The 26,974-nt window shown below is 71.5% G+C and carries 19 protein-coding genes; 5 read left to right on the top strand and 14 right to left on the bottom strand.

What is annotated here, in order from left to right:
• The first annotated feature begins 291 nt into the window (after positions 1-291).
• Positions 292-1,098 carry a DeoR/GlpR family DNA-binding transcription regulator gene (locus tag MTQ01_RS04960; protein ID WP_247487028.1) on the top strand — a complete coding sequence of 269 codons (807 nt, stop codon included), beginning with the start codon at positions 292-294 and terminating at the stop codon, positions 1,096-1,098.
• Positions 1,099-1,253: 155 nt separating this feature from the next.
• Here the strand turns inward: MTQ01_RS04960 and MTQ01_RS04965 are convergent, their stop codons facing one another.
• From MTQ01_RS04965 to MTQ01_RS04980, 4 genes are all read right to left on the bottom strand, one after another.
• Positions 1,254-2,714, bottom strand: a complete 1,461-nt coding sequence (locus MTQ01_RS04965) for a Gfo/Idh/MocA family protein (protein WP_247487029.1) — start codon at positions 2,712-2,714, stop codon at positions 1,254-1,256.
• Positions 2,715-3,039: 325 nt separating this feature from the next.
• Positions 3,040-4,014, bottom strand: coding sequence for a M28 family metallopeptidase (locus tag MTQ01_RS04970; RefSeq protein ID WP_308294361.1), 975 nt, complete (start codon positions 4,012-4,014; stop codon positions 3,040-3,042).
• Between the two features lie 256 nt (positions 4,015-4,270).
• Positions 4,271-5,446, bottom strand: a complete 1,176-nt coding sequence (locus tag MTQ01_RS04975; protein ID WP_247487030.1) for a macrolide family glycosyltransferase — start codon at positions 5,444-5,446, stop codon at positions 4,271-4,273.
• Positions 5,447-5,973: 527 nt separating this feature from the next.
• The gene (locus tag MTQ01_RS04980; RefSeq protein WP_247487031.1) at positions 5,974-7,083 is read right to left on the bottom strand and encodes an ABC transporter substrate-binding protein; all 1,110 of its coding nucleotides are present in this window, start codon (positions 7,081-7,083) and stop codon (positions 5,974-5,976) included.
• A gap of 533 nt (positions 7,084-7,616) precedes the next feature.
• Here MTQ01_RS04980 and MTQ01_RS04985 point away from each other — a divergent pair.
• Complete coding sequence (locus tag MTQ01_RS04985) at positions 7,617-8,708, top strand: DUF4185 domain-containing protein (protein WP_247487032.1); 1,092 nt, start codon at positions 7,617-7,619, stop codon at positions 8,706-8,708.
• Here MTQ01_RS04985 and rarD read toward each other — a convergent pair.
• The 8 genes from rarD to MTQ01_RS05025 form a co-directional block, all read right to left on the bottom strand.
• Complete coding sequence (rarD, locus tag MTQ01_RS04990) at positions 8,689-9,717, bottom strand: EamA family transporter RarD (protein ID WP_247487033.1); 1,029 nt, start codon at positions 9,715-9,717, stop codon at positions 8,689-8,691. The two genes, MTQ01_RS04985 and rarD, sit on opposite strands and share 20 nt — an antisense overlap.
• A gap of 299 nt (positions 9,718-10,016) precedes the next feature.
• Positions 10,017-11,117 carry a 2-oxoacid:ferredoxin oxidoreductase subunit beta gene (locus MTQ01_RS04995; protein WP_247487034.1) on the bottom strand — a complete coding sequence of 367 codons (1,101 nt, stop codon included), beginning with the start codon at positions 11,115-11,117 and terminating at the stop codon, positions 10,017-10,019.
• Positions 11,110-13,008 carry a 2-oxoacid:acceptor oxidoreductase subunit alpha gene (locus tag MTQ01_RS05000; protein WP_247487035.1) on the bottom strand — a complete coding sequence of 633 codons (1,899 nt, stop codon included), beginning with the start codon at positions 13,006-13,008 and terminating at the stop codon, positions 11,110-11,112. The genes MTQ01_RS04995 and MTQ01_RS05000 overlap by 8 nt, the downstream gene beginning before the upstream one ends.
• 274 nt (positions 13,009-13,282) lie before the next feature.
• Positions 13,283-13,954, bottom strand: coding sequence for a response regulator transcription factor (locus tag MTQ01_RS05005; protein ID WP_247487036.1), 672 nt, complete (start codon positions 13,952-13,954; stop codon positions 13,283-13,285).
• 142 nt (positions 13,955-14,096) lie between these two features.
• Positions 14,097-15,455 carry a sensor histidine kinase gene (locus MTQ01_RS05010; protein ID WP_247487037.1) on the bottom strand — a complete coding sequence of 453 codons (1,359 nt, stop codon included), beginning with the start codon at positions 15,453-15,455 and terminating at the stop codon, positions 14,097-14,099.
• 8 nt (positions 15,456-15,463) lie between these two features.
• The gene (locus MTQ01_RS05015; protein ID WP_247487038.1) at positions 15,464-16,696 is read right to left on the bottom strand and encodes a sensor histidine kinase; all 1,233 of its coding nucleotides are present in this window, start codon (positions 16,694-16,696) and stop codon (positions 15,464-15,466) included.
• Positions 16,697-16,957: 261 nt separating this feature from the next.
• The gene (locus MTQ01_RS05020; protein ID WP_247487039.1) at positions 16,958-17,725 is read right to left on the bottom strand and encodes a response regulator; all 768 of its coding nucleotides are present in this window, start codon (positions 17,723-17,725) and stop codon (positions 16,958-16,960) included.
• The gene (locus MTQ01_RS05025) at positions 17,722-19,770 is read right to left on the bottom strand and encodes a sensor histidine kinase (RefSeq protein WP_247487040.1); all 2,049 of its coding nucleotides are present in this window, start codon (positions 19,768-19,770) and stop codon (positions 17,722-17,724) included. Before MTQ01_RS05025 ends, MTQ01_RS05020 begins: the two co-directional genes overlap by 4 nt.
• Before the next feature lie 542 nt (positions 19,771-20,312).
• Here MTQ01_RS05025 and MTQ01_RS05030 point away from each other — a divergent pair.
• From MTQ01_RS05030 to MTQ01_RS05040, 3 genes are read left to right on the top strand one after another with little or no spacing between them, the layout of a single operon-like run.
• Positions 20,313-21,314 (top strand): tripartite tricarboxylate transporter substrate binding protein, encoded by a 1,002-nt coding sequence (locus MTQ01_RS05030; protein ID WP_247487041.1) that lies wholly within the window; start codon positions 20,313-20,315, stop codon positions 21,312-21,314.
• A gap of 23 nt (positions 21,315-21,337) precedes the next feature.
• Complete coding sequence (locus tag MTQ01_RS25135) at positions 21,338-22,120, top strand: tripartite tricarboxylate transporter TctB family protein (protein ID WP_247487042.1); 783 nt, start codon at positions 21,338-21,340, stop codon at positions 22,118-22,120.
• Between the two features lies 1 nt (position 22,121).
• Positions 22,122-23,705 carry a tripartite tricarboxylate transporter permease gene (locus MTQ01_RS05040; RefSeq protein WP_247487043.1) on the top strand — a complete coding sequence of 528 codons (1,584 nt, stop codon included), beginning with the start codon at positions 22,122-22,124 and terminating at the stop codon, positions 23,703-23,705.
• A gap of 323 nt (positions 23,706-24,028) precedes the next feature.
• On the opposite strand, the gene MTQ01_RS05045 is transcribed toward MTQ01_RS05040, so the two are convergent.
• Both MTQ01_RS05045 and MTQ01_RS05050 read right to left on the bottom strand, forming a co-directional pair.
• On the bottom strand, positions 24,029-25,588 hold the full coding sequence (locus MTQ01_RS05045; RefSeq protein WP_247487044.1) for an FG-GAP-like repeat-containing protein: 1,560 nt from the start codon (positions 25,586-25,588) through the stop codon (positions 24,029-24,031).
• A gap of 388 nt (positions 25,589-25,976) precedes the next feature.
• Positions 25,977-26,945 carry a ribokinase gene (locus tag MTQ01_RS05050; protein WP_247487045.1) on the bottom strand — a complete coding sequence of 323 codons (969 nt, stop codon included), beginning with the start codon at positions 26,943-26,945 and terminating at the stop codon, positions 25,977-25,979.
• Between the last annotated feature and the right edge of the window lie 29 nt (positions 26,946-26,974).

Here is a 26,974-nt window from a genome sequence, read left to right on the forward strand (position 1 = left end):
GGTCGGTGCGGGCGCGCTGGGTGCTGCGGGTGGGGCGGCGGCGATGAGTGGGTCACGGGTCGTGTGCTGTGGTGCGTGAAGCTGCTCGATTCCAGGTCTCAGCAATCATAAATGAACGCACTTCCGGTGGTCCGAGTATCCACCAGGCCGCATCGCCGGTCCAGCCGTCGCGAAGGAGGACCGCCGTCTGCCGGGGGCGGTGGTCACACAGAGGTACCGGCCTACGATCGAGACCTGCCCCCGCGCGCCCGCCGCACCGCGAGCCGCGCACAGCCGTGAGGAGTCCGAGGCATGTCCAAGCACGAGAGGTGGAGTGCGCTTCTGGAACTCCTGGCCACCGAGGGCCGGTTGGAGGTGGAGGAGGCCGCCCTCGCGCTGGAGGTCTCCAGCGCGACCATCCGCCGGGACCTGGACGAACTCGCCGGCCAGCAGATGCTCGTGCGCACCAGGGGCGGCGCCATCGCGCACGGTGTCTCCTACGAGCTTCCGCTGCGCTACAAATCCGCTCGCCACGCTTCGGAGAAGCAGCGCATCGCCGCCGCCGCGGCCGAGTTGATCAGCAACGGAGAGGTCGTCGGGCTCAACGGCGGCACCACCACCACCGAGGTCGCCCGCACACTGGCCCTGCGCACCAGCGGCAGCCAGGACAACGCGGCCGGAGGACCCTCGGCGGGCTCTCCCGCCCTCACGGTGGTCACCAACGCGCTCAACATCGCGGGCGAACTCGCCGTCCGCCCGCAGATCAAGATCGTGACCACCGGTGGTGTCGCCCGGCCGCAGACCTTCGAGCTGGTCGGCCCGCTCACCCTGGGTGTGCTGAACGAAGTGGCCCTGGACGCGGTGGTGTTGGGAGTCGACGGGATCGACCCGCGACTGGGGGTGATGGCCCACCACGAGGACGAGGCGAGCATCAGCCGGCTCTTCGCCGAGCGCGCCCACCGCGTGATCGTGGTGACCGACTCCTCCAAGATGGGCCGCCGCGCCTTCGCCCGGATCTGCGACCTCGACCGGGTCGACGTGCTGGTGACCGACAAGGGCATCAGCGACGAGGACCGGGCGAGGATGACGGAGGCGGGAGTCCGCGTGCTCGCGGTCTGACCCGTCGCCCCCGTACCCCCGCCCCCCGTCCGTGCGCCCGCCCCCGTCGTGCCCGACGCCCCGGACTGCGTACGCACCCCGGGCCGCGTACGCATCCTGCGCCGCGTACGCACCCCGGGGCCTGCACGCGTCCGTATGCGCGCCGTCGGGGACGGCTAGCGGCGGACCGCCGGCATGTCGGACGGCTTGGAGTCCAGTCCCGGGCGCTTGTTGACCCATGCGCCGCGGGTGAAGTCCGGTACCGCGACCGGGCGTCCGTCCGCCTTGAGCGAGGCGACGCTGAGCGGAACCGGCGCGCACCACGCGGCCGAGTCGTAGACGTCGATGTCCGGTACGAGCCCCGCGCGCATCTGCTGGATCGTGCGCCACTGGAGGATGTAGTCCATCCCGCCGTGGCCGCCGGCCTCGGCCTCCTCCTCCAGCTTCACCCACAGCCAGTGGTCGAACTCCTTCTGGAGCTTGTCGAAGTCGCGCCAGGCGTGGTCGGTGTGGTCCGGCTCCAGGTAGACCCGGCCGCCGGACTCGCCCTGACCCGCGTAGTCCTCGAAGATGCCGCGGCTGCCGGCGATGCTGTTGATCCGGCTGTAGGGGCGCGGCGAGCTGACGTCGTGCTCGGCGCGGATGATGCGGCCCTTCTCGGTCTCGATCAGACAGGTGACCAGGTCGCCGTTGATGTACTCCTCCTTCCAGGAGGGGTGCGACTTGGGCACGTGGCGAGCCCGGTAGTCGGCGAGGCCCCTGGCGGGAGTGGCGGTCGCCCGGAGGGTGCGCAGTCGGTCGCCGCGGTTGATGTCCATGGCTGCCGCGATCGGGGCGAGGCCGTGCATCGGGTAGAACGACGCGAGGCTGCGGGTGTGCCACAGCCGACGCCAGGAGTCGGTGTAGTAGTCGTCGTCGAAGAGCAGTTCGCGCAGGTCGTGGAGGTAGCCGCCGTGGCCGTTGGTGACGTCGCCGAAGAGGCCGTCGTGGGTCATCTTGAGCATCGACAGCTCGTTGCGGCCGTACGAGCAGTTCTCGGCGAGGAAGAGGTGCCTTCGGGTGCGCTCGCTGGTGTCGACCAGGTCCCACAGCTCCGACAGCTCGGTGGCGACGGGGAGTTCGACGATCGCGTGCTTGCCGGCGAGCAGCGCGGCCCGGCCCTGCTCGTGGTGGAACTCCCACGGCGTGGCGATGTAGACGAGGTCGATGTCCTCGCGGCGCAGCATCTCCCGGTAGGACTTCGCGGAGCCGCCGTACGTCGCCGGGCGGGGCTTGCCGTCGGAGACGAGGGAGTCGGCGCACTTCTCGGCGCGCTCCTTGCGGATGTCGCAGACGGCGGTGACCTGCGCGCCGGGGATGATCGACCAGCCCGCGGTCATCCCGGTGCCGCGCTGGCCGAGGCCGACGCAGGCGACGCGCACGGTCTCGTGCGGCTCGTACGGTACGCCGATCATCGACTTCTGGCCGGGGCGTCGACGCGGGTCGCTCTGACCGCGCGCGGCTCCCGCCGCACTCGTCGCGCCGGTCGCCGGTACGGCTGCGGCGGGGCCCGCGAGGCCGACTCCGGCCGCCAGGGCGCTCGTGGCCACCGCGCCGCCCAACACCAACCGTCGTGATATCGCGGGCTTTTCAGTCATGGGACGCGCTCCTGGGTCCGTCGTGAGCTGTACCGGCGTCAGCACTCTGTCGGCAAGCAGAACCAGGTGTCAATAGATGCTCACAGGAGAGCTGTTTCGCGCAGAAAAAATCATCGAAGGCAGGGGCCGAGTGGCGCGGGCGCGGGGTGGTGGTGAGGGGGTTCGGAACGCGCGTACGGCCAGGCTCGTCCCGCGGGGGAGCCTGGCCGTACGTCGTCCGGATGTGAACGGCCCGCTGGGGGCCGGTGGTCGAACCGCTGTTTCGAGCGGGTCCTCGGGCAAGTGGTCGAGCCGACCGGTCAGCCGGCTGGATCGACCGGTGGGGTCAGCCGGTGGTCAGCGTCCAGACGGCGTGGGCGATGGCGTCGCTGTTGCGGTCCAGGGCCGTCTCGTTGACGTTCTCCATGGTGTCGCACGCCTGGTGGTAGCACTGGTCGAAGGGCTGGCCGGCCTCGCCGTCCCACTTCGCCGCCTGCTCCTCGGTCATCCGGTTGCTGGCGCCGGTGAAGACACCGCCGACCGGGACGCCCGCACGGTCGAAGTTCGCGTGGTCGCTGCGCCCGTCCGCCTCGGTGTCGACGTCGGTCTCGACGCCCTGCCCGGCGTACCAGTCGGTCAGCACCTTCTCCAGGTCGGCGTCGTCGTCGTAGACGAAGTAGCCGGCGTTGGAGGAGGCGATCATGTCGAAGTTCAGATACGCCTTGATCTTGCCCAGTTCCTCCTGCGGCAGCTCGTCGACGTAGTGGCCGGAACCGACCAGACCGATCTCCTCCGCACCCCACCAGGCGAACCGCAGGGTGTTGTTGGTCTTCAGGTCCTCCTTGGCGACCGTCAGAGCGGTCTCCAGGATGCCGGCCGAACCGGAGGCGTTGTCGTTGATGCCCGGGCCCGAACCGGTGGAGTCCAGGTGCGCGCCGGCCATGACGACCTCGTCCGCGCTGCCCTCGCTCGGCCAGTCGGCGATCAGGTTGTAGCCGGTGGAACCACTGGCGGTGAACTCCTGGACGGAGGTCTCGAAGCCGGCGGCGTCGAGCTTCTCCTTGATGTAGTTGATCGACGCCTCGTAACCGGGCTGGCCGTGCGCCCGGTTGCCGCCGTTCTCGGTGGCTATGTTCTCGAAGGCGGTCAGGTGTTCCTTGACGTTCTCCACCGCGATGTCCGGAGCGGCGAGCGTCGTCGGGGCGGCGGAGGCCGGCATCGCGGTGAACGCCGCGGCGGCGAGCGCGGTGGCGACGGACGCACCGATGGCCGCGCGCCGGAAGTGCCGCTTGCGCCTGGTCTGTGGGGGGTTGACAGGCATGTGGGGGAAGCCTCTCTGGTCGAAAGAGTCGTCGTATGACGTGGCCATGATGCTCGACCCGCCCCCGGAAGCTGTCAAGGCCCATGGCCCGCACCACAGTTGCCCCGGCCACCGGCGGAGCGGGCCTGTCGAGCAGTGCGTAGGCACTGAACTGCGCACGTTCTGAGTGTCTGGCAGAGCCCCTCGGCCCGTGCCGGGGCGGGGAGGCGGTGGGTCTGCGGTGAGCCGCCGCCTCCCCGCCCCGGCCGGGGGTCCGTCAGCCGAGGGCGGCCTCGATGAGGTCGGCGGCGCGCGTCGTGCCGCCCTCCGCCCTTGCCGCTGCGCGCAGTTGCGCCGACCGCCGGCTGCGCGCGGGATCGGCGACCAGCTCGTCCAGCGCCGTCCGCAGGTTCTCGGCGGTGGCGTCGGCGGTGTCGATCCGGCGGCCCACGCCCAACTCCACCAGGCGGTCGGCGTTCATGAACTGCTCGGCCGCCTGCGGCACGGCGATCATCGGTACGCCGGCCAGCAGTCCCTCGCCGCAGCCGCCCATGCCGGCGTGGGTGACGAAGGCGTCGGCCTGCTCCAGGATCGCGCGCTGCGGGACCCAGGGGTGCACCTCGACGTTGCCGGGGATCGTTCCGAGGACCGCCGGATCCGTGTGCTTGCCGATCTGGAGGACGACGTGCCAGCCCGGCAGGTCGCCGAAGGCCGCCAGGCACTGGCGGTAGAACTCCGGTTGGCGGGTGAAGGCCGAACCGAGGGAGATCAGCAGGACGTTCTCCGCGTGCGCGGGGCGCGTCCATTCCTTCGTGTCCGCGGCGGGGTCGAAGCAGGGGCCGACGAAGGTGACCGTGCCGGTGTCGACCCGGTCGGCGAACGGTTGCATCGCCGCGGTGATCAGGGCCAGCGCCCGGTCGGGGCGGCCGGCGAAGGCGTCCACCCCGGTCGTGGTCGCCCCGCAACGGGCGAGCCAGCGGTCGAACTTCTCCCGATGGGCCTCGGCGCCCGGCAGTTGACGTGTCTGCGCGCCGACCTCCTGCTCGTACCCCTCCCAGGCCACGAAGGTCGGGGAGAGCTGGAGCAGAGGACGGCCCTGCGACTCGGCCAGCGCGCGGGCCGCGTAGGCGCCGATGTCGTAGAGGTAGAGGTCGGCCGGGTCGTCCCGGTAGGCGTCGTGCAGCTGGGGCAGCGCCTGTACGGCGTTGTCGAGGAAGAGATCCATCGCGGCGATGGGGTCCTCGGGCCAGCTGTGGTCGGCGACCGGCAGGGTGGACGTGCAGACGACCGGTTCGGCGCCGGTGGCGGCGATCGTGTCGGCCATCACCGGGTCGTTGGCGTAGGTCACCCGGTGACCGCGGGAGACCAGCTCCCGGATGATCTCCAGGCTGGGCAGTACGTGGCTGATGGCGGGGATTCCGGCCATCGCGATATGGGCACGGCGACGTGTCATGGACGATCACTCACTTCGGTTCTACGGCGGAAAGTGACACGGCAGGCCGACGCGCCGGCGGTCCGAGCGCACGCTCGGCGGGCCGGACGCGCACTGGGCGTGCCGGAGAGGGCGGACCCGTGGTCCGCCGCTGTCAGCCGTAGATCTGAAGGAAGGAACTCATGCGGCGACCCTAGCGCGTGTTTCGAAAGCGGATCCTGGTCATGCGGTGATCCTGATCGTTGTCGTGTGGAGGTCTGGCGAGCGAACAAGGGGCAGTGCCGGCGCCGCAGTTGCCGAAGGGGGAGAAGCCGGGGCGCCCACTCGTGTGGTCACGCCGGCGGCTGATCGACGACATACCTTCTCGGGGGCCTCGGGCATCCCCGGCGGGACATGCCTGAGGAGTACGGACCGTGGAGGTGCTCGTACGACCTGCTGGGAGAGGTACGCGCTGCGAGGCGACCGTCCTCGTCACCGCCATCAACGAGTGGCTGTGGCCGGCACTTTCGAGTTTCGGCAGATCCGGGCAGCTGCGCTTCCACACTCATTCAGCCGGTGTGGAGGATCCGAAAGCGCTCAGGTTCCGCCGGATCCCGATCAACGACTTGGATGGGTGCCCAAGCCCATTGCCAAACGCTGATGCCCGGCGTGCGGGAGAACCGGATCGGCCTGCGGGTGCCCTCGACCGCCACGCGCGGCCACGACTCGGCGATGGCCGCCCGGCCCGTGCCGTGGGAACGCAGCACCCCAGCGAGGGCGGCGACGGTGTCCCAGCCCTCGAAGGCGACGAAGGAGGGCACTTCGCCGAGCCGCTCGCGGAGTTCCTTCCCGACGCGTTCACCGAGCGGACCGAGGCGCTCGGGCAGGTAGCGCAGGAACGGGATCCCGGCGCCGTCCTCACCCAGCGCCGCGACCCATTCGGCGAACTCCGGTTGTCCGGCCGGAGCGCCGACAAGGATCTCCGCGAGTCGCCGGTCGCCCCGGACGGCCCGGACGATCGGCACCGCCGGCTCCGGATGGCCGACCAGCAGTAGGAGCGCCGTCGCGCCATTCTCGACGAGCGCGTCGCACAGAGCCTCGGGCGTGAGCGTCGCGTCGAGTTCGAGGACGGTGCCGCCGCGGGGAGCGAGGTGGTCCCGCAGGACGCGAGTCCCGGACGCCCAGTAGACGCTGGGCTGGGTCGCCACAGCGATCCGGCGCCGGCCCGCGCGGAGGAGGAAGTCCGCGTAGATCCGCCAGCCGTAGGACTGGGCCGGGGCCAGACGCGCAACCCACCGCGTCGGTTCCTCGGTGAGCGAGTCGAGCACCGCGGACGAGCAGAGAAACGGCACGCCGAGGGCGTCGGCTCGGGCGGCGGCGGCGCGGGCGACCACGCTGTGATACTCACCCACCACGGCGGCCACGCCCAGGTGGACCAGCTCCTCGACGGCCGCCGCAGCCCGCTCCGGATCGGCCGCGGTGTCCCGGACCACCAACTCCAGGGGTCTGCCGGCGATTCCGCCGGTGTCGTTGACCTCGCGAACGGCCAGGTCGACTCCTGCGAGCAGGTGTCGGCCCGCCTCGACCCAGCCGGGCCGCGTCAGTGGGGCGAGGGCACCCAGGCGAATGGATGACCCGTCTGTGTGCTCCGCTCCGGACGACGATGGTGGCGTGTTCATCGGATGGCGTCTCCCTGGGGACGATGCGGTCGCGGTCCGCCCGGATCGCGCGCCGGCCGTTGACGGTGCGCGCTCACCACGTCCCGCCGAGGCAGGCGCGCCCGGCTGATCATGCCGGTCATTGGATCCAATGCCCGCGCCTGTGGGCAACAGAGATGTGGCTTGCTGAGCCGCCAAGCATCATCGTCATCGGCACCGGCGAGGGCCTGCACCCCAGGAGGTCGCTTCCGAAACTCGCTCCAGTGGGCGGCCGTTCGGCGCGTACTGGAGCGGTGCGGTGCCCGGGCGGCGTTCGGAGCGTTTCGTGCGCCGCAGCGGTGTCCGCCGTGTGCGGATTCTGCATGTCCGTCGCGTTGTTCCGGATGAATCGGTCATCACGTCTTGGTCGCGTCATTGGTGTGTTCCTGTGGTGATCGGCGTCATGCCTGGCGCCGCCCGACACGCGCCCGTAGCTTCGATTCGGCAACTCGCGCGCGCTCGCCGCGAGTTGGGATCTCGTGCGCCTCCGAGGAGGCCGGGGAAAGGGGTACGGCATGGCGGGAACGAGCAGAAGGTCCCTGCTGCGGGCGGGAATCGGTGCCGCGGGGGCGGCGGCCGTCTGGGGTGCGGGAGCGTCCGCGGCGAACGCGGCCACCGCGCGTACGGGCACGCCCGCGGCGAGGCTCGCGCCCACCGGCGCGAAGGTCAAGAACCTCACCGGTCCGGCCGAGACCGGTCGTTTCGCCGCACCGTGGACGGACCTCGGCATCCCGGCGCGCACCCCGAACGGTTCGCTCTTCCTCGCCTGCGGCGACACCTTCGACGGGGGAGGCGTCGGGGGCCCCAACTGGCGTTCACCCGTGGGCCTGCGGTCCTCCAGCGCCGCACTCGGCTCGATCACCGTCGACGGTGCGGTGGGAGGCAGCAGCGCCCGGCACCTCGTCCCCGAGGGCCACGAGGGCGGCACCACCGCCATCCCGTCGGACATCTTCACCATCGGCGACACGATGTACATGCATCTGATGCGCGGGGTGATCTACCAGACCCACCACAGCGACTTCTGGCGCTCCACCGACGGCGGCGAGAACTGGGAGTACCTCTGCCAGTGGCCCGGCAACGCGCTCGGCGGCCAGTTCCAGCAGAAGACGTACGCGATCGCCGACGACGGCTGGGCCTATGTGCTCTCCACCGTCTTCAACCGGGACATCGTCTCCGGCCTCCTCCTGCACCGGGTGCGCCACGAGTCGGTCGGTGACCCGGCCGCCTACGAGCCGTGGGGCTGGGACGGAGCCAACTGGGCCTGGGGCACGCCCGCGACGACCGTCTCCGCGGCCCGCCGGTGGGGCGAGATCTGCTTCCGCGCGATGGAGGGCCGGTACGCGCTGACCTGGCTCAACATGGACGCCCTCGGCATCCGCGCGCAGATCTTCGACCTGCCGACCTCCAACCTCTTCGCCACCCCCGAGCAGACGATCATTCACCCGGTGCCGCCCGGCCAGGAGGGCGGCAACCGGGTGGCGCACCCGTACGGCGGTTGGATCTTCCCGGGCTCGACCTTCCAGGACTTCCACATCGCCGTCAGCCAGTGGTACGACCCGCAGAACTACCGGGTGATGCAGTACCGCATCAACGGTCTGGCTGTGTGATCGCACCGGCGCTCGCCACGGTCGGTGCGGCGGGGTCCTCCGCCGCACCGGCTGCCGCGCCGGTTGTCGTGCCGGCTGCCGTGTCCGGCACCAATCGGGCGGCGCGGGCGCGGAGTTCGACGCGGCTGCGGCGGGCGTTGCGCAGCGCGTCGAAGGTCAGGATCACCAGCGCCAGCCAGACCAGCAGGAAGCCGGCCAGCCGCGCCGGCGGCATCTCCTCGTGGAAGACCGTCAGCCCCAGGACGAACATCAGCGCCGGGCCCAGATACTGAAGCATCCCGACCGTCGACAGCGGCACCCGCATCGTCGCCGCGCCGAAGGCGATCAGCGGCAGCGCGGTGGCGAGGCCGGAAAGCGCCAACAGCCCCGCGTGCGCGGTCCCTTCGGCCAGGAATCCGGACTCGCCGCGAACCGCGAGCCAGCCGAGGTAGCCCATCGCCGGCAGGAACTGGAGCACGGAGTCGGCGCTGAAGCCCTCCACGCCGTCCAGTCCGGTGCGCTTCTTCATCAGCCCGTAGCCGGCGAAGCTGAAGCTCAGCGCCAGCGAGACCCAGGGCACCTGCCCGTAGGCGAAGGTCATCACCGCGACGGCGGAGGCGCCGACGCCGACCGCCACCCACTGGAGCGAACGCAGCCGCTCCCGCAGCAGCAGCACTCCGATGGCGATGGTGATCAGCGGGTTGATGAAGTACCCGAGCGACGCCTCCAGCACCCGGTCCGCGCTGACCGCCCAGATGAAGATGTACCAGTTGACCGAGATCAGCACCGCCGAGAGCGCCGTCATCGCGAGCTTGCGAGGGTCGCGGAGCAGAGGCCGGATCCACGACCAGCGCCCGACCAGGAGCAGGATCACCAGCGCGGTCGGGAGCGACCAGACCATCCGGTGGGCCAGCACCTCGCCCGGTGGCGAATCGTTCAACAGCGCCCAGTACAGGGGGAGGAACCCCCACATCCCGAAGGCCGCGAAGCCGTATGCCAGCCCGGTCCGTGCCTCGCTCTTCGATGACACTTCGGCCCCTCCCTGTGCGCCGTGGGCGACGTCCGCCGTGCCCTGTGCGCAAGGTAACGCTCCCGGCCGGCGCAGTCATTCCCGTTTCGCACTATGGTCCTGACGCCGGTACGTGCGCGTCGCCGCGCACCGCGTGAGCGCACATGCCGAGAGTGCTCACGCCGAGAGTGCTCACGCCGAAGACCCGACCGGGGCGGGGCTCACGCAGCGGTGGCCGGGACCCGGACGGGCCCCGGCCACCTGCGATGCGGTGTCTGCGGGCGTTGCCGCGAGCGCTCTCTCGGCGCGCGGGCGGTGGGTCAGCCGGCGACGGTCCAGGTGTCGTTGCCGTGCAGCAGCGCACCGAGGTCGCCCTTGCCGCTCTTGTGCACCGCCGTCTCCAACTGCTCGGTCATCAGCGTCTCGTAGACCGGCCGACGGACATCGCGCAGAATCCCGATCGGGGTCTGGTGCAGGGTGTCCGGATCGGCGATCCGCGAGAGCGCGAAGGCCAGCGTCGGGGACTGCGCATGCGCGTCGTGGACCAGGATGCCGTCGGTGCCGTGCTCGGCGACGTCGACCACCTCCAGCTCCCCGGAAGCGGGGTCGCGCACCACGCCCTTGGAACCCAGCCCGTCCTCGGCCGGCAGCCCGAAGCGGATCGGCTCGCCGTGCTGGAGCCGGATCACCGCCTCCTGGGCCTGCTCGCGGTCCTTGAGGACCTCGAAGGCGCCGTCGTTGAAGATGTTGCAGTTCTGGTAGATCTCGACCAGCGCCGTGCCGGGGTGGTCGGCAGCGGCGCGCAGCACCTCGGTGAGGTGCTTGCGGTCGGAGTCCACCGTGCGGGCGACGAACGACGCCTCCGCGCCGATCGCCAGCGACACCGGGTTGAACGGGGCGTCCAGCGAACCCATCGGAGAGGACTTGGTGAGCTTGCCCGGCTCCGAGGTGGGGGAGTACTGGCCCTTGGTGAGGCCGTAGATCCGGTTGTTGAAGAGCAGGATCTTCAGGTTGACGTTGCGACGCAGCGCGTGGATCAGGTGGTTGCCGCCGATGGAGAGGGCGTCGCCGTCACCGGTCACCACCCAGACCGACAGATCGCTGCGCGCGGCTGCCAGGCCGGTCGCGATCGCCGGGGCGCGGCCGTGGATGGAGTGCATCCCGTAGGTGCTCAGGTAGTACGGGAAGCGCGAGGAGCAGCCGATGCCGGAGACGAAGACGATGTTCTCCCGGGCCAGCCCCAGCTCGGGCATGAAGCCCTGGACCGCGGCGAGCACGGCGTAGTCGCCGCAGCCGGGGCACCAGCGGACCTCCTGGTCGGACTTGAAGTCCTTGGCAGTCTGCTTGACCTCGGTCTTGGGGACCAGCGCGAGCGGGTGCGGTGCCCGCTCCCGGTCGCCCTGGGCGAGAACGTCAGCCATGGTCGATGGCCTCCTTGAGAACGTGGGCGAGCTGCTCGGCCTTGAACGGCATGCCGTTCACCTGCGTGTGCGGCTTTGCGTCGACGAGGAACCGGGCGCGGAGCAGCGTGGAGAGCTGCCCGAGGTTCATCTCCGGCACGACCACGCGGTCGTAACCGCGCAGCACCTCACCGAGGTTGGCGGGGAAGGGGTTGAGGTGCCGCAGATGCGCCTGCGCGACCTGCCCGCCCGCGCGCCTGACCCGACGCACCGCCGCGGTGATCGGGCCGTACGTCGAGCCCCAGCCGATCACCAGGACCCGTGCTCCCGCGCCGTCCGGGCCGGCCGGGTCGTCGACGACCAGATCCGGCACCTCGATGCCGTCGATCTTCGCCTGGCGGGTGCGCACCATGTGCTCGTGGTTGGCCGGGTCGTAGGAGATGTTGCCCGTGCCGTCCTGCTTCTCGATGCCGCCGATGCGGTGCTCCAGCCCCGGGGTGCCGGGCACCGCCCACGGCCGGGCGAGGGTCTGCGGATCCCGCTTGTAGGGCCAGAACGCCTCGGTGCCGTCCTCCAGCGTGTGGTTCGGGCCGGTGGCGAACTGCGTGCGCAGATCGGGGAGTTCCTCGACCTCGGGGATGCGCCAGGGCTCCGAGCCGTTGGCCAGGTAGCCGTCGGAGAGCAGGAAGACCGGGGTGCGGTACGTCAGCGCGATCCGGGTCGCCTCCAGGGCGGCGTCGAAGCAGTCGCCCGGGGTGGAGGGGGCCACGATCGGCACCGGGGCCTCGCCGTTGCGCCCGTACATCGCCTGAAGCAGGTCGGCCTGCTCAGTCTTGGTGGGCAGGCCGGTGGAGGGGCCGCCGCGCTGGATGTCGACGATCAGCAGCGGCAGTTCGAGCGAGACGGCGAGACCGATGGTCTCGGACTTCAGCGCGACGCCCGGGCCCGAGGTGGTGGTGACACCGAGCGCACCGCCGAACGCGGCGCCCAGCGCGGCGCCGATGCCCGCGATCTCGTCCTCGGCCTGGAAGGTCCGCACGCCGAAGTTCTTGTGCCGGGACAGCTCGTGGAGGATGTCCGAGGCCGGGGTGATCGGGTACGAGCCGAGGAAGAGCGGCAGGTCCGCCTGCTGCGAGGCCGCCACCAGCCCGTAGGAGAGTGCGAGGTTGCCCGAGATGTTCCGGTAGGTGCCGGTCGGGAACGCCTTGGTGGCCGGGGCCACTTCGTAGGAGACCGCGAAGTCCTCGGTGGTCTCGCCGAAGTTCCAGCCGGCTCGGAAGGCGGCGACGTTCGCCTCCGCGATCTGCGGCTTCTTCGCGAACTTCGTCCGCAGGAAGCGCTCGGTGCCCTCGACCGGACGGTTGTACATCCAGGACAGCAGCCCGAGCGCGAACATGTTCTTGCTGCGGGCGGCCTCCTTGCGGCCGAGGTCGTACTCCTTGAGCGCCTCCACGGTCAGCGTGGTCAGCGGCACCGGGTGGACCCGGTAGCCGTCCAGCGAGCCGTCCTCCAGCGGGCTGGTGGCGTATCCCACCTTCGCCATCGCGCGCTTGGCGAACTCGTCGGTGTTGACGATGATCTCGGCGCCCTTGGGCAGGTCGCCGATGTTCGCGCGCAGCGCGGCCGGGTTCATCGCGACCAGGACGTTCGGGGCGTCCCCGGGCGTGAGGATGTCGTGGTCGGCGAAGTGCAGCTGGAACGAGGAGACGCCGGGCAGGGTCCCTGCGGGGGCGCGGATCTCGGCCGGGAAGTTCGGCAGAGTGGAGAGATCGTTGCCGAAGGTGGCGGTCTCGGAGGTGAATCGATCACCGGTGAGTTGCATACCGTCGCCGGAGTCCCCCGCGAACCGGATAATCACCCGGTCCAGACGCCTGACTTCCTTGGCGCTTTCTTGGCTGACCTGCTGGGTCACTGCGGAGGACCTCCCCTTGAGGCAACGGCTCGCTGCCCATCGTACGTGCGTCGGGACGGCCGAACTCCGCCCGATCGGATGATGGACGCCCGGCTGAGACGGGGTGTCCGTGGCGGTCGCGTCCGCGCGGCAGACATGGTTCGCGGACGTGAAGCGGTGGTGTCGCGGGAGCGGTCCGGGCGATCCGAACGGAGCGCCCCCTGCGCGGAGTTGGCGGTGACGGCCCCGCTGGCCGAAGCGCGCTGCCGGCCGGTGACAGGGCCGCCGATCCGTATCACGAGTTGAGATAGGTCAGTACGGCGAGGACTCTTCGGTGATCCGCGTCACTGTGGGCGAGACCGAGCTTCATGAAGATATTGCTCACATGCTTCTCGACCGCCGAGCCGCTGACCACCATGCGGGCGGCGATGGCCGAATTCGTACGGCCTTCCGCCATCAGCCCCAGAACCTCCCGCTCACGCGGTGTGAGCCGCTCCACCACATCCTGTTTGCGGCTGCGGCCGAGCAACTGTGTGACGACCTCCGGATCGAGCGCGGTACCCCCGTCCGCCACCCGACAGACCGCGTCCACGAACTCCCGCACATCGGCGACCCGATCCTTGAGGAGATAGCCGACGCCCTGGGTGGTGCCGGCCAGCAACTCGGTGGCGTACTGCTCCTCGACGTACTGCGAGAGGACCAGGACGCCCACGCTCGGGTACCGGCCGCGCAGCTCTATCGCGGCCCGCACTCCCTCGTCGGTGTGGGTCGGCGGCATCCGGACATCGGCGACCACCACATCCGGCAGTCCGCCGCCTGCAGCGAGGTCGGCGACGGTCTTGACCAGCGCCTCGCCGTCCCCCACCCCGGCGACGACCTCGTGCCCCCGGTCGGTGAGCAGCCGGGTCAACCCCTCGCGCAGCAGTACCGAGTCCTCGGCGATGACGACCCGTACGTTGTCCGACACTTCTCTACTTCCCCCTGGTCTCCGAAGTCAGGTACTCAGCATCCCAGAATCCGGACGGCTTCGGCAGGCTGCCTCGGTTGCCTGCCGGTACTTGCGGCCACTGTCCCGGCGGGGGAGCGAGGCGGCGTGGTGTGCGGTTGAATCAGCGGGCGGCCTTGGTGCCCTTCGCGCCGGAGGCGGTGGTGGCGTCTGCGCGGGTGTGGGTGGGTTGGGGGTCTCGCCAGGGGAGTTCGATGGTGATGGTGGTGGGTCCGCCGGGTGGGGAGTGGATGAGGAGGAGTCCGTCGACGGAGTTGAGGCGGTCGGCGAGGCCTTTGAGTCCGGTGCCGGTTTGGGTGGTGGCGCCGCCTTGGCCGTTGTCGGTGATTTGGATGAGGAGGCGGTTTTTGGTGCGCCAGAGTTCGACGTCGGCTTGGGTGGCGTGGCTGTGTTTGCTGATGTTTTGGAGGAGTTCGGAGACGGTGAAGTAGGCGATGGCTTCGATGGCGGGTGCGGGTCTGTGGGGTATTTCGGTGTGGAGGGTGGTGGGTACGGTGCAGCGGGCGCGGAGTGCGGAGAGTGCGGGTGCGAGTCCTCGGTCGGTGAGGATTGCGGGGTGGATTCCGCGGGCGAGGTCGCGGAGTTCTTGGAGGGCGAGTTTTACTTCGCCGTGTGCTTCGTCGACCATTTTTGCGGCGGATTCGGGGTCTTCGGAGAGTTTTTCCTTGGCGAGGCCGAGGTCCATGGCGAGAGCGACGAGTCTGGCCTGGGCGCCGTCGTGCAGATCCCGCTCGATACGCCGCAGATCCGCACTGGCCGTGTCCACCGCGGTGCCGCGCGCGCTCTCCAGCTTTCGCACCTCGCTGGCGAGCCTGGAAGGGCCGAGCAGGCCGACGACGAGCATCCGGTCCAGGGCGGCGAGGCCCCGCAGCATCCAGGGGCTGAGAAGGACGAACACCACTCCCGTCGCCGAGGCGAGCGTGATCTCGACCGGGGTGTCCAGCCAGATGCCGCTGCCGTCGGACTCGCCGTAGAGCTGGAGGCCGGGATCGTCGGTGTAGGTCGGGAAGACCCAGTGCCACAGCGGGTAGAGAGCGAGCGCCCAGCCGTAGAGCCACAGCGTCACACCGGTGATGAAGGAGAACAGCGCGAGCGGAAGGCTCAGCATCGCGTGGCAGGCGTGCCGCCAGGCGGCGCCGTTCTTCAGCGTCGCGCCGATCAGCGCCATGGCGCCGGTGCGCTCGCCCCGGGGTCGTATCGGCTCGGGCGCGGCCACTCGCACCCCGAGCAGCGCGCGGGTGCGGGAGCGCTGCACCGTGCCCAACCCGCGGCACAGCACAAGTGTCAGAGCCAGCAGCGGCACTCCGAGGAAGGTGATCAGCAGCGCTCCGCTCGCCGCCATCAGCGTCACGACCAGAACGAACGCCGGCAGGGCGATGAGCAGCCCGCTCACGATGTGGAGCAGAGCGCGCCAGGTCCATCCCGCGAACGGGGCGCGCAGCACTTCTTTGAGGACACGCATGGCAGTGGTCAGCGCTCCGATCCGTTGTCCGTGTGGGTGTGGGTGGTTCGTGTGTTGGTGGTGTGGGTGGGTTGGGGGTCTCGCCAGGGGAGTTCGATGGTGATGGTGGTGGGTCCGCCGGGTGGGGAGTGGATGAGGAGGAGTCCGTCGACGGAGTTGAGGCGGTCGGCGAGGCCTTTGAGTCCGGTGCCGGTTTGGGTGGTGGCGCCGCCTTGGCCGTTGTCGGTGATTTGGATGAGGAGGCGGTTTTTGGTGCGCCAGAGTTCGACGTCGGCTTGGGTGGCGTGGCTGTGTTTGCTGATGTTTTGGAGGAGTTCGGAGACGGTGAAGTAGGCGATGGCTTCGATGGCGGGTGCGGGTCTGTGGGGTATTTCGGTGTGGAGGGTGGTGGGTACGGTGCAGCGGGCGCGGAGTGCGGAGAGTGCGGGTGCGAGTCCTCGGTCGGTGAGGATTGCGGGGTGGATTCCGCGGGCGAGGTCGCGGAGTTCTTGGAGGGCGAGTTTTACTTCGCCGTGTGCTTCGTCGACCATTTTTGCGGCGGCTTCGGGGTCTTCGGTGAGTTTTTCCTTGGCGAGGCCGAGGTCCATGGCGAGAGCGACGAGTCTGGCCTGGGCGCCGTCGTGCAGATCCCGCTCGATCCGCCGCAGATCCCCGCTGGCCGTGTCGGTGACCGTCTCCTTGTTGCTCCTGAGCTGAGCGATCCGCCGCTCCAGCCCGTCGGAGGGGGAGAGCAGGCCGCGCACCATCACCCGGTCGACCTGCGTCAACAGCCGCGCCAGCCACGGCAGAAGCGGCCAGAGCACGAACAGCGACACCAGCGTGATCGCGAAGGTCAGCACTCCCCAGGGAAGTCTGATCACCGCGAACAGCGCCGAGCGCCAGCCGACCGGGTCGGAGAGCGTCCGCCACAGCCACGGGAAGAAGCCCGGTTCTCCGGCTCGACCGAGCGGCGACGGCTCCTCGATCCGCAGGCCCAGCAGCACCCGCGCTCGACCGCGCTCCCAACGCCCCAGCGCGCGCATGCCGGTGAGGCCCGCCGCGAGCACCGGCAGCCCGACCACGGTGACCGAGAGCAGCGCAGCCGCGAACACCCACACCACCGCACACACGAAGGCGAAGATGCCGAGCGGGAGGTTGAGCAGCAGATGGACGATCTCCCGCCAGGTCGTGCCGCTCAGCGCCGCTCGTGGCGGAGGAAGCGACTCAGCACCGGCCGCTTCGGAAGTGGATCTCTCGGTCATGCCACAAGACTGCCGTGCCGTCCACGCTGCTCGCCATGAGGTCTCCCGCAACGTCTGCTGGGGTTTTCCCCAGCCGGAGGTACGCAAAGCCGCACGGCTCGCGCCCCCGGCTCGCGCTCCTGCCGCGCGCCCCCGCCCCGCCGCGCGCCCGCGTGTACGCCGGCTGCCCGCCTGCGTCGGCACCCGCGCGGACCGGCCAGGCGCGCGGGCGCGGACGGCCGCCGGGGCCGCGTCTCGGTGGGTCGGCCTCCCGCCTCGGCGTCAACCGGTCTGCGGGCGACCGGTGTTGGGGCCGAGCCAGGTGTAGCGGTGCTCGGGACGGCCCGCCGACCCGTATCGCATACGGAGCTCGGCGCGACCGTCGGCACAGAGGTGTTCGAGGTAGCGGCGGGCGGTGACGCGGGAGACGCCGGTCCGCTCGCTGACGTCGACGGCCGACAGATCGCCGTCGGCCTCGCGCAGGGTCCCGGCGATCAGCTCGCTGGTCGCCGCGGTCAGGCCCTTGGGCAGTGACTGCGTCGCGGTGGAGGGCCGCATCAGGCCGAACAGCCGGTCCACATCGCGCTGACTGGCCGCCTGGCCCGCTCCGGCCATCCGCTGCCGGGCGACGGCGAACCGTTCCAGCTGGTCGCGCAGCGCGGTGAGCGGGAAGGGTTTGAGCAGATAGTGGACGGCCCCGCCGTGCAGTGCGGCGCGCACCTGGTCGATGTCGCGCACGGCGGTGATGACGAGGAAGTCCACCGGATGGTGCCCGGCGTTCTCCGGCGAACGCTGTCTGCGCAGCACCGAGATGCCGGTGTCGTCCGGCAGGTAGAGGTCCAACAGGACCAGGTCGGGCCGGAGTCGGGCCATCTCGGTCAGCGCGTCCGCGGCGGTGTGGGCGACTCCGACCACCGTGAAGCCGGGCAGCGACTGGACCAGCTCGCGGTGGTTGCGGGCCACTCGTACGTCGTCGTCGACGACCAGCACCCTGATGCGCGGCGCGGGTGGTGGCACGGGCTGCGAGGGGGTGGCGGCGGAGGTGCTCACGATCGTTCGACCGCCCCGTCGGAGCCGGAGCCGGAGCCGGACTCGGAGTCGGAGCTGGACTCGGAGCCGGGGGTGTGCGCGGTCCTGGTGCGCGAGGTGACGGCGCCCGGAGTGGCGGCACCCGAGGTCCCGGCGCCGGCAGGCTCGCCGGGCTGAACGCCGGAGCCGTCGGAGGGATCGGGGGCGGAGTTGTCGTACGGGCGCGGTGTGCGTGGGCCGCCGGCGCCGAGTACGGGGGCGTCGGGGCCCGCGCCGTCGTCGATGTCCGTTTCGTCCTCGAACGGGTGGTCGGAGACGGGTAGGTAGGCGGTGAACACGGCTCCCTCTTCGGACATGGCGTCGCCGGGAACCTCCACCCCGACGCTGCCTCCGCGACTTTCGCAGACCTGCCGCACGAGCGCCAGCCCCAGGCCCTCGCCGAGGCCGCGGGTGTTTCTGCTGTCCGCGGCCTTGGTGGTGAACCCGTACTCGAAGATCTCCTCGGCGAGCCCGGCGCCGACCCCGTGCCCGGAGTCGATGACGCGGATCTCCACCAGATCGTGCGGGAGTTCGTCGCCGTCGGCGGGGTGGACCCGGATCAGCAGCTCGACCCAGCCCTCCTCGCCGGTGCGTCCGGTGACCGCGTCCAGGGCGTTGTCCAGCAGGTTTCCCAGTACCAGCAGCACATCGGCGCGGAGCCCGCCCGGGAGGGTGTAGGGCACTCTGCTCATCGGGGACAGCCGCAGCTCCGCGTTCTGCTCGTCGGCCTGGGCGCTCTTGGCGAGCGCGAGCGCGGCGACGGCCGAGTCCGCGATGTGACCGCTGATCTGGCCGCTCGCCCGGGCGTGCGCGGCGGACAGATCGGTGAGGTAGGCGCGGGCCTCCTCCACCTCGCCGAGCTCCAGCAGACCGGCCAGGGTGTGGATGCGGTTCGCGAACTCGTGGGACTGCGAACGCAGCCCGCGGGTGACGGTACGGGCGCCGTCCAACTCCCCGGTCAGCCGGTCGAGTTCGGTGCGGTCGCGCAGTGTCACCACCGCACCCGCCGCGCGGCCGTGCACGCTGACCGGCATCCGGTTGCAGACCAGCACCCGGGCGCCGATCAGCACGATCTGGTCCTCTCCCTCGGTCGCCCCGCCGATGATGTCGCGCAGCCGCGAGTCCAGTTCCAGCGCCTCCAGTGCGGTGCCCTCGCAGGCGTCCGGCAGCGACAGCAGCTGCCGTGCGGGCGGATTGACCAGCACGAGCCGGTCGTCGTTGTCCACGGCGATCACGCCCTCGCGCACCGCGTGGAGCAGCGCCTCCCGGCTCTCCAGCAGCGCGGTGATGTCCGCCGGCTCCAGCCCGTACGTCTTCGCGCGGACCCGGCGGGAGAGCACGTACGCGCCCGCGGCGCCCAGCGTCAGCACGGCTGCGACGGTGCCCATGATCGACGGCAGCGCGTCCGTCGCCTCGGTGGCGATGTCGGAGGTCAGGACGCCGACGGAGACGTAGCCGAGGACGTCCTCGCCGCTCGGCCCGCCGAGGATCGGTACCTTCGCCCGCACGCTGGTGCCCTGGGTGCCGGTCTGCTGACCGCTCCACTCCTCTCCCGCGCCCGCCGGGCCGGGCGGGGTCGACACACGCTTGCCGATGAGCCGGTCGTCCACATGCGACATCCGGATGCCGTCCGGGGTGGCGACCACGACGTACTCGGCGCCGGTCGCGCGTCCCACCCGGTCCGCCAGCGGGTCGATCACGGCCGGCGGATCCGCCGAGGCCAGCGCCTCGCTGATCTCCGGCATCGCCGCCACCGAACGCCCGATGGTCAGCACCCGCTCGGTGTACTGCCGGTCCAACTGCCGGTCGTGGTGCGCCACCCACAGTGCGCCCGTCACCACCAGAGCGAGGACGAGCAGCGTCGCGTAGCCGACGAAGAGCGAACCGGTCAGCGAGAGCCGGTGCCGGCGCAGCCGACCGCAGACCCGGCGGAAGGCGCGCAGCGGACCGCCCCGGCGGCCCGGCCCACCCGCGGCCCCGGAGTCGCGCGTGTCGCGGTCGTCGGAGTCGCCGATGTCGCGGGGCACGGGCGGGGTGTGCGGGCCGGGCGACACGGGAGGCGCGGGAGGCACGGCCCCGTCGGGAACGGGGTGCGGACGGGCTGGGCGGCGGAGGCGCATGGGGCGGCGGTTCCAGTGAAAGGCGGAGGTGGCACGGGGCGAACGGCGGTTCCCGCAGCCGGCGGAACACGACCAATACGACCACTACGACGCCAGTGTTAACAGATCTCGTACATCGCCGTAACCCCGCTCCACACTGTGGGGCACCTCGCCGGGTCCCCACCCCGCGGGCCCGACGACCGTCCGTCCCCGGCGGTCCGCAGCCGTTCCGCACCGTCCCGACCCCGGGGGCGGAGGAACCCGAGCCCCGCACCCGACGAGCACCCCGCACCCGCACGAGCACCCCGCACCTCGCACGAGCCGGCCGCAACACCGCGCGAACAACGCACAGCGCCCCACGAGCAAGCCGCACACACCCCCCCCGCACCTGCACGGGCTCACCCCGGGCCCCGCACGTGCACCCGCAACCACCCCCGTACCGAGCTGCGGAGAATCACGGAGGAAGCCAGATGAAGGTGGCACCGACCCGGGCGGCCCTGACGCGGATCGCCGCCTGCGGCGCGGCTGCGATCCTGGTGGGCGTCGCTGTGGTCGACGTACGGCAGAGCGCCGCGTCGGGCACGGGAGAGAACGAGAAGCTGCTGCTGATCGCGCCCGCGGCCCCCGGCGGCGGGTGGGACATGCTCGCCCGCGAGATGCAGAACGGTCTGCGCGAGGAGGGCCTGCGGCGCAACGTCGAGGTCTCCAACGCCGAGGGCGCGGGCGGCACCATCGGGCTCACCCAGACCGCCAACCGCGAGGGCCAGTCCGGCGTTCTCACCATGACCGGACTCGGCATGGTCGGCGCCGTGGAGACACTCGGTTCGCAGCACACCATGGCGGACGCCACCCCGATCGCCCAACTGGCCTCCGAGTACCTGACGGTGGTCGTGCCGAAGAACTCGCCCTTCCGGACGGCGGACGAACTCGCCGACGCCTGGCGGGAGAAGAAGCGCGGTCTGCCGGTCGCGGGCGGCTCGATGGGCGGCGTCGACCAGATCTTCGCCGCGCAGGTCGCGCAGAGCATGAAGGTGCCGCCGGGCGGCATCAACTACCTGCCGTACGCGGGTGGCGGCGAGGTGCTGACCTCGCTGCTCTCCGGCACCGCCCAGGTCGGATTCGGCACCTACGGCGACTTCAGCGACCAGTTGGAGTCCGGCGCGGTGCGCGCGCTGGGCATCTCCTCGCCGCAGCGGCTCAAGGGCGTCGACGAACTGCCCACTCTGCGCGAACAGGGATACGACGTGGAGATGTCCAACTGGCGAGGGGTGATCGCTCCGCCCGGCATCGGCGAGGAGGAGGCGAAGAAGCTGGAGAGGGTGCTCGCCAAGCTCCGCAAGACCCCCACCTGGGCCGACACCCTCAAGCGGAACCGGTGGACCGACACGTACCAGGGGCGTGAGGAGTTCACGGCCTTCCTGAAGGAAGAGGTCGCGGTGGCGCGCAAGACCGTGAAGGCGCTGGGTCTGTGACGGGCGCGGAGGAGGACCAGGACGTGACGAGAAACGGACCGGCCGCATCCCGGCCGTCAGCAGCGGAAGCCGGCACGACGGCTGGCGACCGGGCAGCGGAGGCCGGAAACGCGGCCGAGGCCGGGCACGCTGCGGAGGCCGGGAACGCTGCGGAGGAGACCACGGCGGAAGCCGGGAACGCAGCAACCCCCGCGCCCGACGCGGAAGACGACGACCCTACGGCGGGCCGCGACGCGGAGACCGACGCGGAGACCGACGAGGGCCGCGACGCGGACCTCGCGCCGGCGCCCGCGTACGACCCGGAGACCGCTCCGTGGGTCGGCCCGCGCGCCTGGGTCTTCCCGGCGCTGGTCGCGACGTTCGGTGCGATCGCGGTGTGGGGCGCGTTCACCATCCAGGCCCCGCCCAACACCGAGCCGCCCGGCCCCGGAGTCGTGCCCGGCGTGGTCGGCACGCTGCTGCTGGTGGTCGCGGCCTGGATGGCCGCCACCAATCTGCGGTCGGCCCGTCAGCTCCGCGGAAGCGGTCGCGCCCAACTGCCCGGCCACGTGCCCCCGCCCCCGACCGACTGGCCGCCGGTGCTGCTGATCGTCGGCACGCTCGCCGTGCACGTCGCGCTGCTGGAGACGCTGGGCTGGCTGCTCGCCGGTGCACTGCTCTTCTGGGGCGTCGCGTACGCCTTCGGTGCCCGTTCGTACGCGCGTGACGCGCTCGTCGCCGTGTCGATGTCGGCGGCGGTGCAGGTCGGCTTCTCCTTCGGGCTGGGCCTGAGCCTGCCCGGCGGCGTACTGGAATGGATGGTGTGACGTGGAAGCCTTCTCCCTTCTCGGCGACGGGCTCGTCTCCGCGCTGACCCCGGCGAACCTGCTGTGGGCGTTCTGCGGCGTGCTGTTGGGCACCGCCGTCGGCGTGCTGCCCGGCATGGGCTCCGCGATGGCCGTGGCGCTGCTGCTGCCGGTCACCTTCCAGATGGACCCGACCGCGGCGTTCATCCTCTTCGCCGGCGTCTACTACGGCGGCATGTTCGGCGGTGCGACCACCTCCATCCTGCTCAACACCCCCGGCCAGGCGTCCTCGATCGCCACCACCTACGAGGGCCACAAGATGGCGCTGGCCGGACGGGCGCCGCAGGCACTGGGCACCGCCGTCATCGGCTCGTTCGTGGCGAGCATCATCGGCACTCTGGTGGTCGCGCTCTTCGCCCCGGCGATGGTCGACTTCGCGCTGAAGTTCGGGCCCGGCGAGTACTTCGCGCTGACCGTCTTCTCCTTCGTGGCCGTCGCCGCGGTGGTCTCCGGCTCGGTGGTGCGGGGCATCGCCTCGCTGCTGATCGGCCTGGCCATCGGACTGGTGGGCATCGACAGCCAGAGCGGGGCACCGCGCTTCGACTTCGGCTCGGCCGTGCTGCTGGACGGCGTGGACCTGATCATCGTGACCGTCGGTCTGCTGGCGCTCGGCGAGGTGCTCTACGTCGCCGCACAGGGCCGGTACGCGCCCGACCTGGCCTCCATCCGGTCCGGAAAGCCGTGGCTCAAGCGCCGGGATCTGCGCCGCTCCTGGCCCGCGTGGCTGCGCGGCACCGCGCTCGGCACGACCTTCGGCCCGATCCCCGGCAGCGGTGCGGAGATCCCCACCTTCCTCTCGCTGGGCGCCGAGCGCAGACTGGCCAAGCGGCGCGAGCGCCGCGGCGGCGAGAAGAGCGAGTTCGGCAAGGGCGCCATCGAAGGCGTCGCCGGGCCCGAGGCCGCCAACAACGGCTCCGCGGCCGGAACTCTCGTACCCCTGCTGGGACTTGGGCTCCCCACCTCGGCCACGGCCGCGATCATGCTGGCAGCCTTCCAGCAGTACGGGCTCCAGCCGGGTCCGGTGCTCTTCGAACGCAACGGCGATCTCGTCTGGACCCTGCTGGCCTCGCTGCTGATCGGCTCGGTGCTGCTGCTGGCCATCAACCTGCCGTTCGCCCCGCTGTGGGCCAAGCTGCTGAAGCTGCCCAAGCCGTACCTGTACGCGGGCATCACGCTCTTCTCGGTGCTGGCGGTCTACGCCATCAACGGCTCCACGGTGCATCTGGTGATGCTGCTCGCGGTGTCCCTGCTCGCCTTCGCGATGCGGCACTTCGGCGTACCGGTGGCGCCCGCGCTGATCGGTGTGGTGCTCGGCCCGATCGCCGAGACCGAGCTGCGCCGGGCGCTCGCCGCCTCGGCCGGCGACCCCTCGATCCTCGTCAACAGCGGTATCTCGATCGGCCTCTATGTGATGGTCGTCGTCGCCGCGCTGCTTCCGTTGGCGGCGAAGCTGCGCCGACTGCGCAGCAGCCGCACCGGAGCCGACCGGGACGGTCGGGACGGCGGCGGGGAGGAGCGCGAGCCGGCCGGTACGGCGTCGCGCTGACGCACTCCGCGCACGCGGGCGGGCACCCCAACTGGGGGCCCGCCCGCGTGTTCGCGCCCGGGCGCCCGACCCGGCAGACGCGCGGTGCCGCCGGGCGTACACGCCGCACCGCGGTTGTACGGGCGGGCGGTCGGCCCGGGTCCGGACGTTGCGGTCCGGGCCCGAGGCGTGCGGGGTGCGCCTCGCGGGGTCGGAGCACGGGCTGCAACCGGGAGGTCGGAGCACGGGGCCGTGACGAGGGGCCGTGACGCTGGGCGGTGGCGCTGGGCTGGGACGAGGGGCCGTGACGCTGGGCGGTGGCGCTGGGCTGGGACGAGGGGCGGTCAGCGGGCGAAGTGGCGGCCGAACTCGGCCCCGTCGGTCTCCGCGATGCCGAACACCGCAGGCGTCAGCGGGGAGTTCGCGTCCGCGTCGCCGATGCCGTCCGCCGAACCTGTCAGCACATGGACGGCTCCCACCTTCTCCTTCTTCGCGCCGGGCTCCGCGGGCGCACCGACGGCCAGTTCGGGATGCCGGTCGCCGTCGGCGTCCCAGAAGTGCAGCGCGGCGCCGAAGTCCGAGCGTTCGTCCGTGTCGTCGCTCTCGGGCAGGAGCCGCTGCACACCGTCGGTGGACGGGCCCTCCGCGCTGCCGCGGAGCAGCAGCACCGGGCCGCGTCCGCCGACCGTCCCGATCGCGAGTTCGGCGCGTCCGTCGCCGTCGACGTCCTCGGCCGCGAGGGACTCGGCGAAGGCGCGCTTGCCCGCCTCGTCGCGCTCGCCGGGCTCGGTGACGTCCTCGTAGCTGATCTCGGTGTGCGCCTCGGGCCCGTTCTCGCCGCCCCGGAAGACCTCGACCGGGCCGCTGACCGCGCTGTCCGGCGCCGAGTCACCGGGGTGGCGGCGCAGCAGCAGATCGGTGAAGCCGTCGCCGTCGACGTCCGCCGCGGCTGCGTTGTCAATGCCCGGCAGCACGGAGTTGTCCGGCTTCCCGAAGCCGTCCGGGCCGCCGGTGGTCAGCACGCCGTACTTGCCGCCGCCCATCATGTCGTCCTCGAACACGTGCGAGGTGACGAGGTCGTCGGCCCCGTCGCCGTCGAGGTCTGCGGCGAAGGCGTCCGCCACCGCCGGAGTACCGGCCGCGCCGCTCTTCAACTCCTCGGGAATCCCCGGCGACTTCGGCACCTCGGCGGTGTCGGCCGCCTCGCCGTCCCGGGCGAAGGGACCTTTCAGCAGACCTGTGCCGCTGCCCATCGCGACCACGAGGTCCGTGTGCTCGTCACCGTCGAAGTCCCCGGCCACCAGCAGCGAGTCGTCGAGTCCGTCCGCGGGGGCGTGGTCCTTCGGTACGTCCGCGAGGTAGGTGCCGTCACCCCGGCCGTCGCGCAGACCGTCCTTGGAGCCCCAGAGCACCAGCACTCCCGTACGGGCTCCGTCCGGGCCCTTGTCCTCGCCGTAGGTCTCGACGTGGGTGACGAGATCGGTGAAGCCGTCGCCGTCCAGGTCGCGGGCGATCATGTGGCGGGCGAAGCCGACACCGTCGCCGCGTTCGTGCGGGGTGCCGGTGACCTGCTGGCCGATCCGCTGCCGCCGGGGTTCGCCGTTCCGGGCGCCGTAGCTGACGGCGACGGAGTCCTCGCCGAAGGAGGCGGCCGTGGCCATGTCCTCCAGGCCGTCGCCGTTGAAGTCGGTCTTCGGCGCGGTGCCGGCCGGGCCGTTCTCGACGGGGCGGGCGCTCCCATCGGCGTCGGCTCCGTCGCCGGCCGAGAGCGCCTGGGCGCCGAGCGCCACCGCCACCAGCGTGGCGGCCACCGCGGACGCGCCGCCGGCCCACCACCACCGGCTCCGTCGTCGGCTGTCCGGGCGTTCGCGGTCCGGTTGTCGCGGCGTGCGTTCCTCCGTCACGGTCTCGGTCCTCCCCGTGTAGTACCCGCCCGGTCGCAGGGTCCGCGCCCTCGGCGCCGAACGGGGTGCGTGCGGTTTTCTCGTGCGGTCGTGCCGTGCGTGCCCGTGCCCTGCGTGTCCGATCGGTGTGCGGTCTTTCTGTGTGCGGTCGTTGGGTGCGGGTGCGCGGTTCTGAAGAGGACGTGCGCGGGGTGGCGAGGAGTTCCTGCGGACCGCCGATTTCGCGGTGCGGCCGACTCCGGCGGGTTGGCTCGCGGGTCGGTGCGGTGCTCAAGTCGCCGCGTCCGCAGGGGCGTTGGCCCGACTGCGCTGCGGACTGCGGCTGGTCGAGGGGCTGCGGTGCTGTGCGGCTGCGGGGCTGTGGAGCCGCGGGCGGATCGGGGCCGGCTCACGGGCGGAAAGCGGCGGGCAGTTCGTCGGCGCGGGGGATCGAGTCCATCGCACCGGGCCGCGTCACGGTGAGTGCGGCGGCGGCCGAGGCGCGGGCCAGTGCGGTGGCCGGTTGCCGCTGTCCGGCCGCGAGGTCGGCGGCCAGATATCCCGCGTAGGTGTCGCCGGCCGCCGTGGTGTCGGTGGCGGTGACCGGCACGGCCGGGATGTGGACGGCGGTCGCGCCGTGTGCGCCGCCGCAGACGTACGCTCCGTCCGCCCCCGCCGTGCAGACGACCGTGCACGCCAGCGAGTCGGCCACCCGTGCGACGAGAGCGGGCAGCGCGTCGAGACCGGTCGCTGCGCGAGCCGGCTCGGCAGGCGGCAACTCGTCGGCGAGCCCCAGCAGTTGGGCCACCGTACACATCTCTCCCCGGTTGACCACCAGGTGGTCGAGGCCCGCGCCCAGGCAGTCGGCCCGTTCCGGCGCCGGGGCGGCGTTGAGAACGACGCGAGCGCCGCGCCGCTTCCCGAGGTGTGCGGCGTGCACGACGACCTCCGACGGGATCTCCAACTGGAGCAGCAGCACGTCGCCCTCGCCGAGGTCGCGCAGCCCCGACTCGACGTCGGCGACGGTCAGTCGGGAGTTCGCGCCGGGCGATACGACGATCCGGTTCTCGCCGGCCCCGTCCAGCAGCACGATCGCGGTACCGGTCGGCGCACCCTCCACGGTGCGCACCCGGCGGGCGTCGACCCCGGAACCGTCCAACTCGGCGCGGACCAGCCTGCCGTGCGCGTCGTCACCCACCGCGCCGACCATCACCACTTCGGCGCCCGCCCGTGCGGCGGCCACCGCCTGGTTGCCGCCCTTGCCGCCGGCGGACAGCCGTACGTCGGAGGCGAGCACGGTCTCGCCCGCCTCGGGGCAGTCGGTCAACTCCAGCAGCTGGTCGGCGTTGAGACTGCCGACGACGTGGACGACGGGCACGGACGTTCCTTCCTGTTCGGCGGGTTCGG

Source organism: Streptomyces sp. XM4193 (assembly GCF_023072595.1).
Lineage (GTDB): Bacteria > Actinomycetota > Actinomycetes > Streptomycetales > Streptomycetaceae > Streptomyces.

Excerpts from the sequence above, each read along its gene's own strand:
- MTQ01_RS04960 (WP_247487028.1), top strand. The coding sequence starts at position 292 with ATGTCCAAGCACGAGAGGTGGAGTGCGCTTCTGGAACTCCTGGCCACC.
- MTQ01_RS04965 (WP_247487029.1), bottom strand. The coding sequence starts at position 2,714 with ATGACTGAAAAGCCCGCGATATCACGACGGTTGGTGTTGGGCGGCGCG.
- MTQ01_RS04970 (WP_308294361.1), bottom strand. The coding sequence starts at position 4,014 with ATGCCTGTCAACCCCCCACAGACCAGGCGCAAGCGGCACTTCCGGCGC.
- MTQ01_RS04975 (WP_247487030.1), bottom strand. The coding sequence starts at position 5,446 with ATGACACGTCGCCGTGCCCATATCGCGATGGCCGGAATCCCCGCCATC.
- MTQ01_RS04980 (WP_247487031.1), bottom strand. The coding sequence starts at position 7,083 with ATGAACACGCCACCATCGTCGTCCGGAGCGGAGCACACAGACGGGTCA.
- MTQ01_RS04985 (WP_247487032.1), top strand. The coding sequence starts at position 7,617 with ATGGCGGGAACGAGCAGAAGGTCCCTGCTGCGGGCGGGAATCGGTGCC.
- MTQ01_RS04995 (WP_247487034.1), bottom strand. The coding sequence starts at position 11,117 with ATGGCTGACGTTCTCGCCCAGGGCGACCGGGAGCGGGCACCGCACCCG.
- MTQ01_RS05010 (WP_247487037.1), bottom strand. The coding sequence starts at position 15,455 with ATGCGTGTCCTCAAAGAAGTGCTGCGCGCCCCGTTCGCGGGATGGACC.
- MTQ01_RS05015 (WP_247487038.1), bottom strand. The coding sequence starts at position 16,696 with ATGACCGAGAGATCCACTTCCGAAGCGGCCGGTGCTGAGTCGCTTCCT.
- MTQ01_RS05030 (WP_247487041.1), top strand. The coding sequence starts at position 20,313 with ATGAAGGTGGCACCGACCCGGGCGGCCCTGACGCGGATCGCCGCCTGC.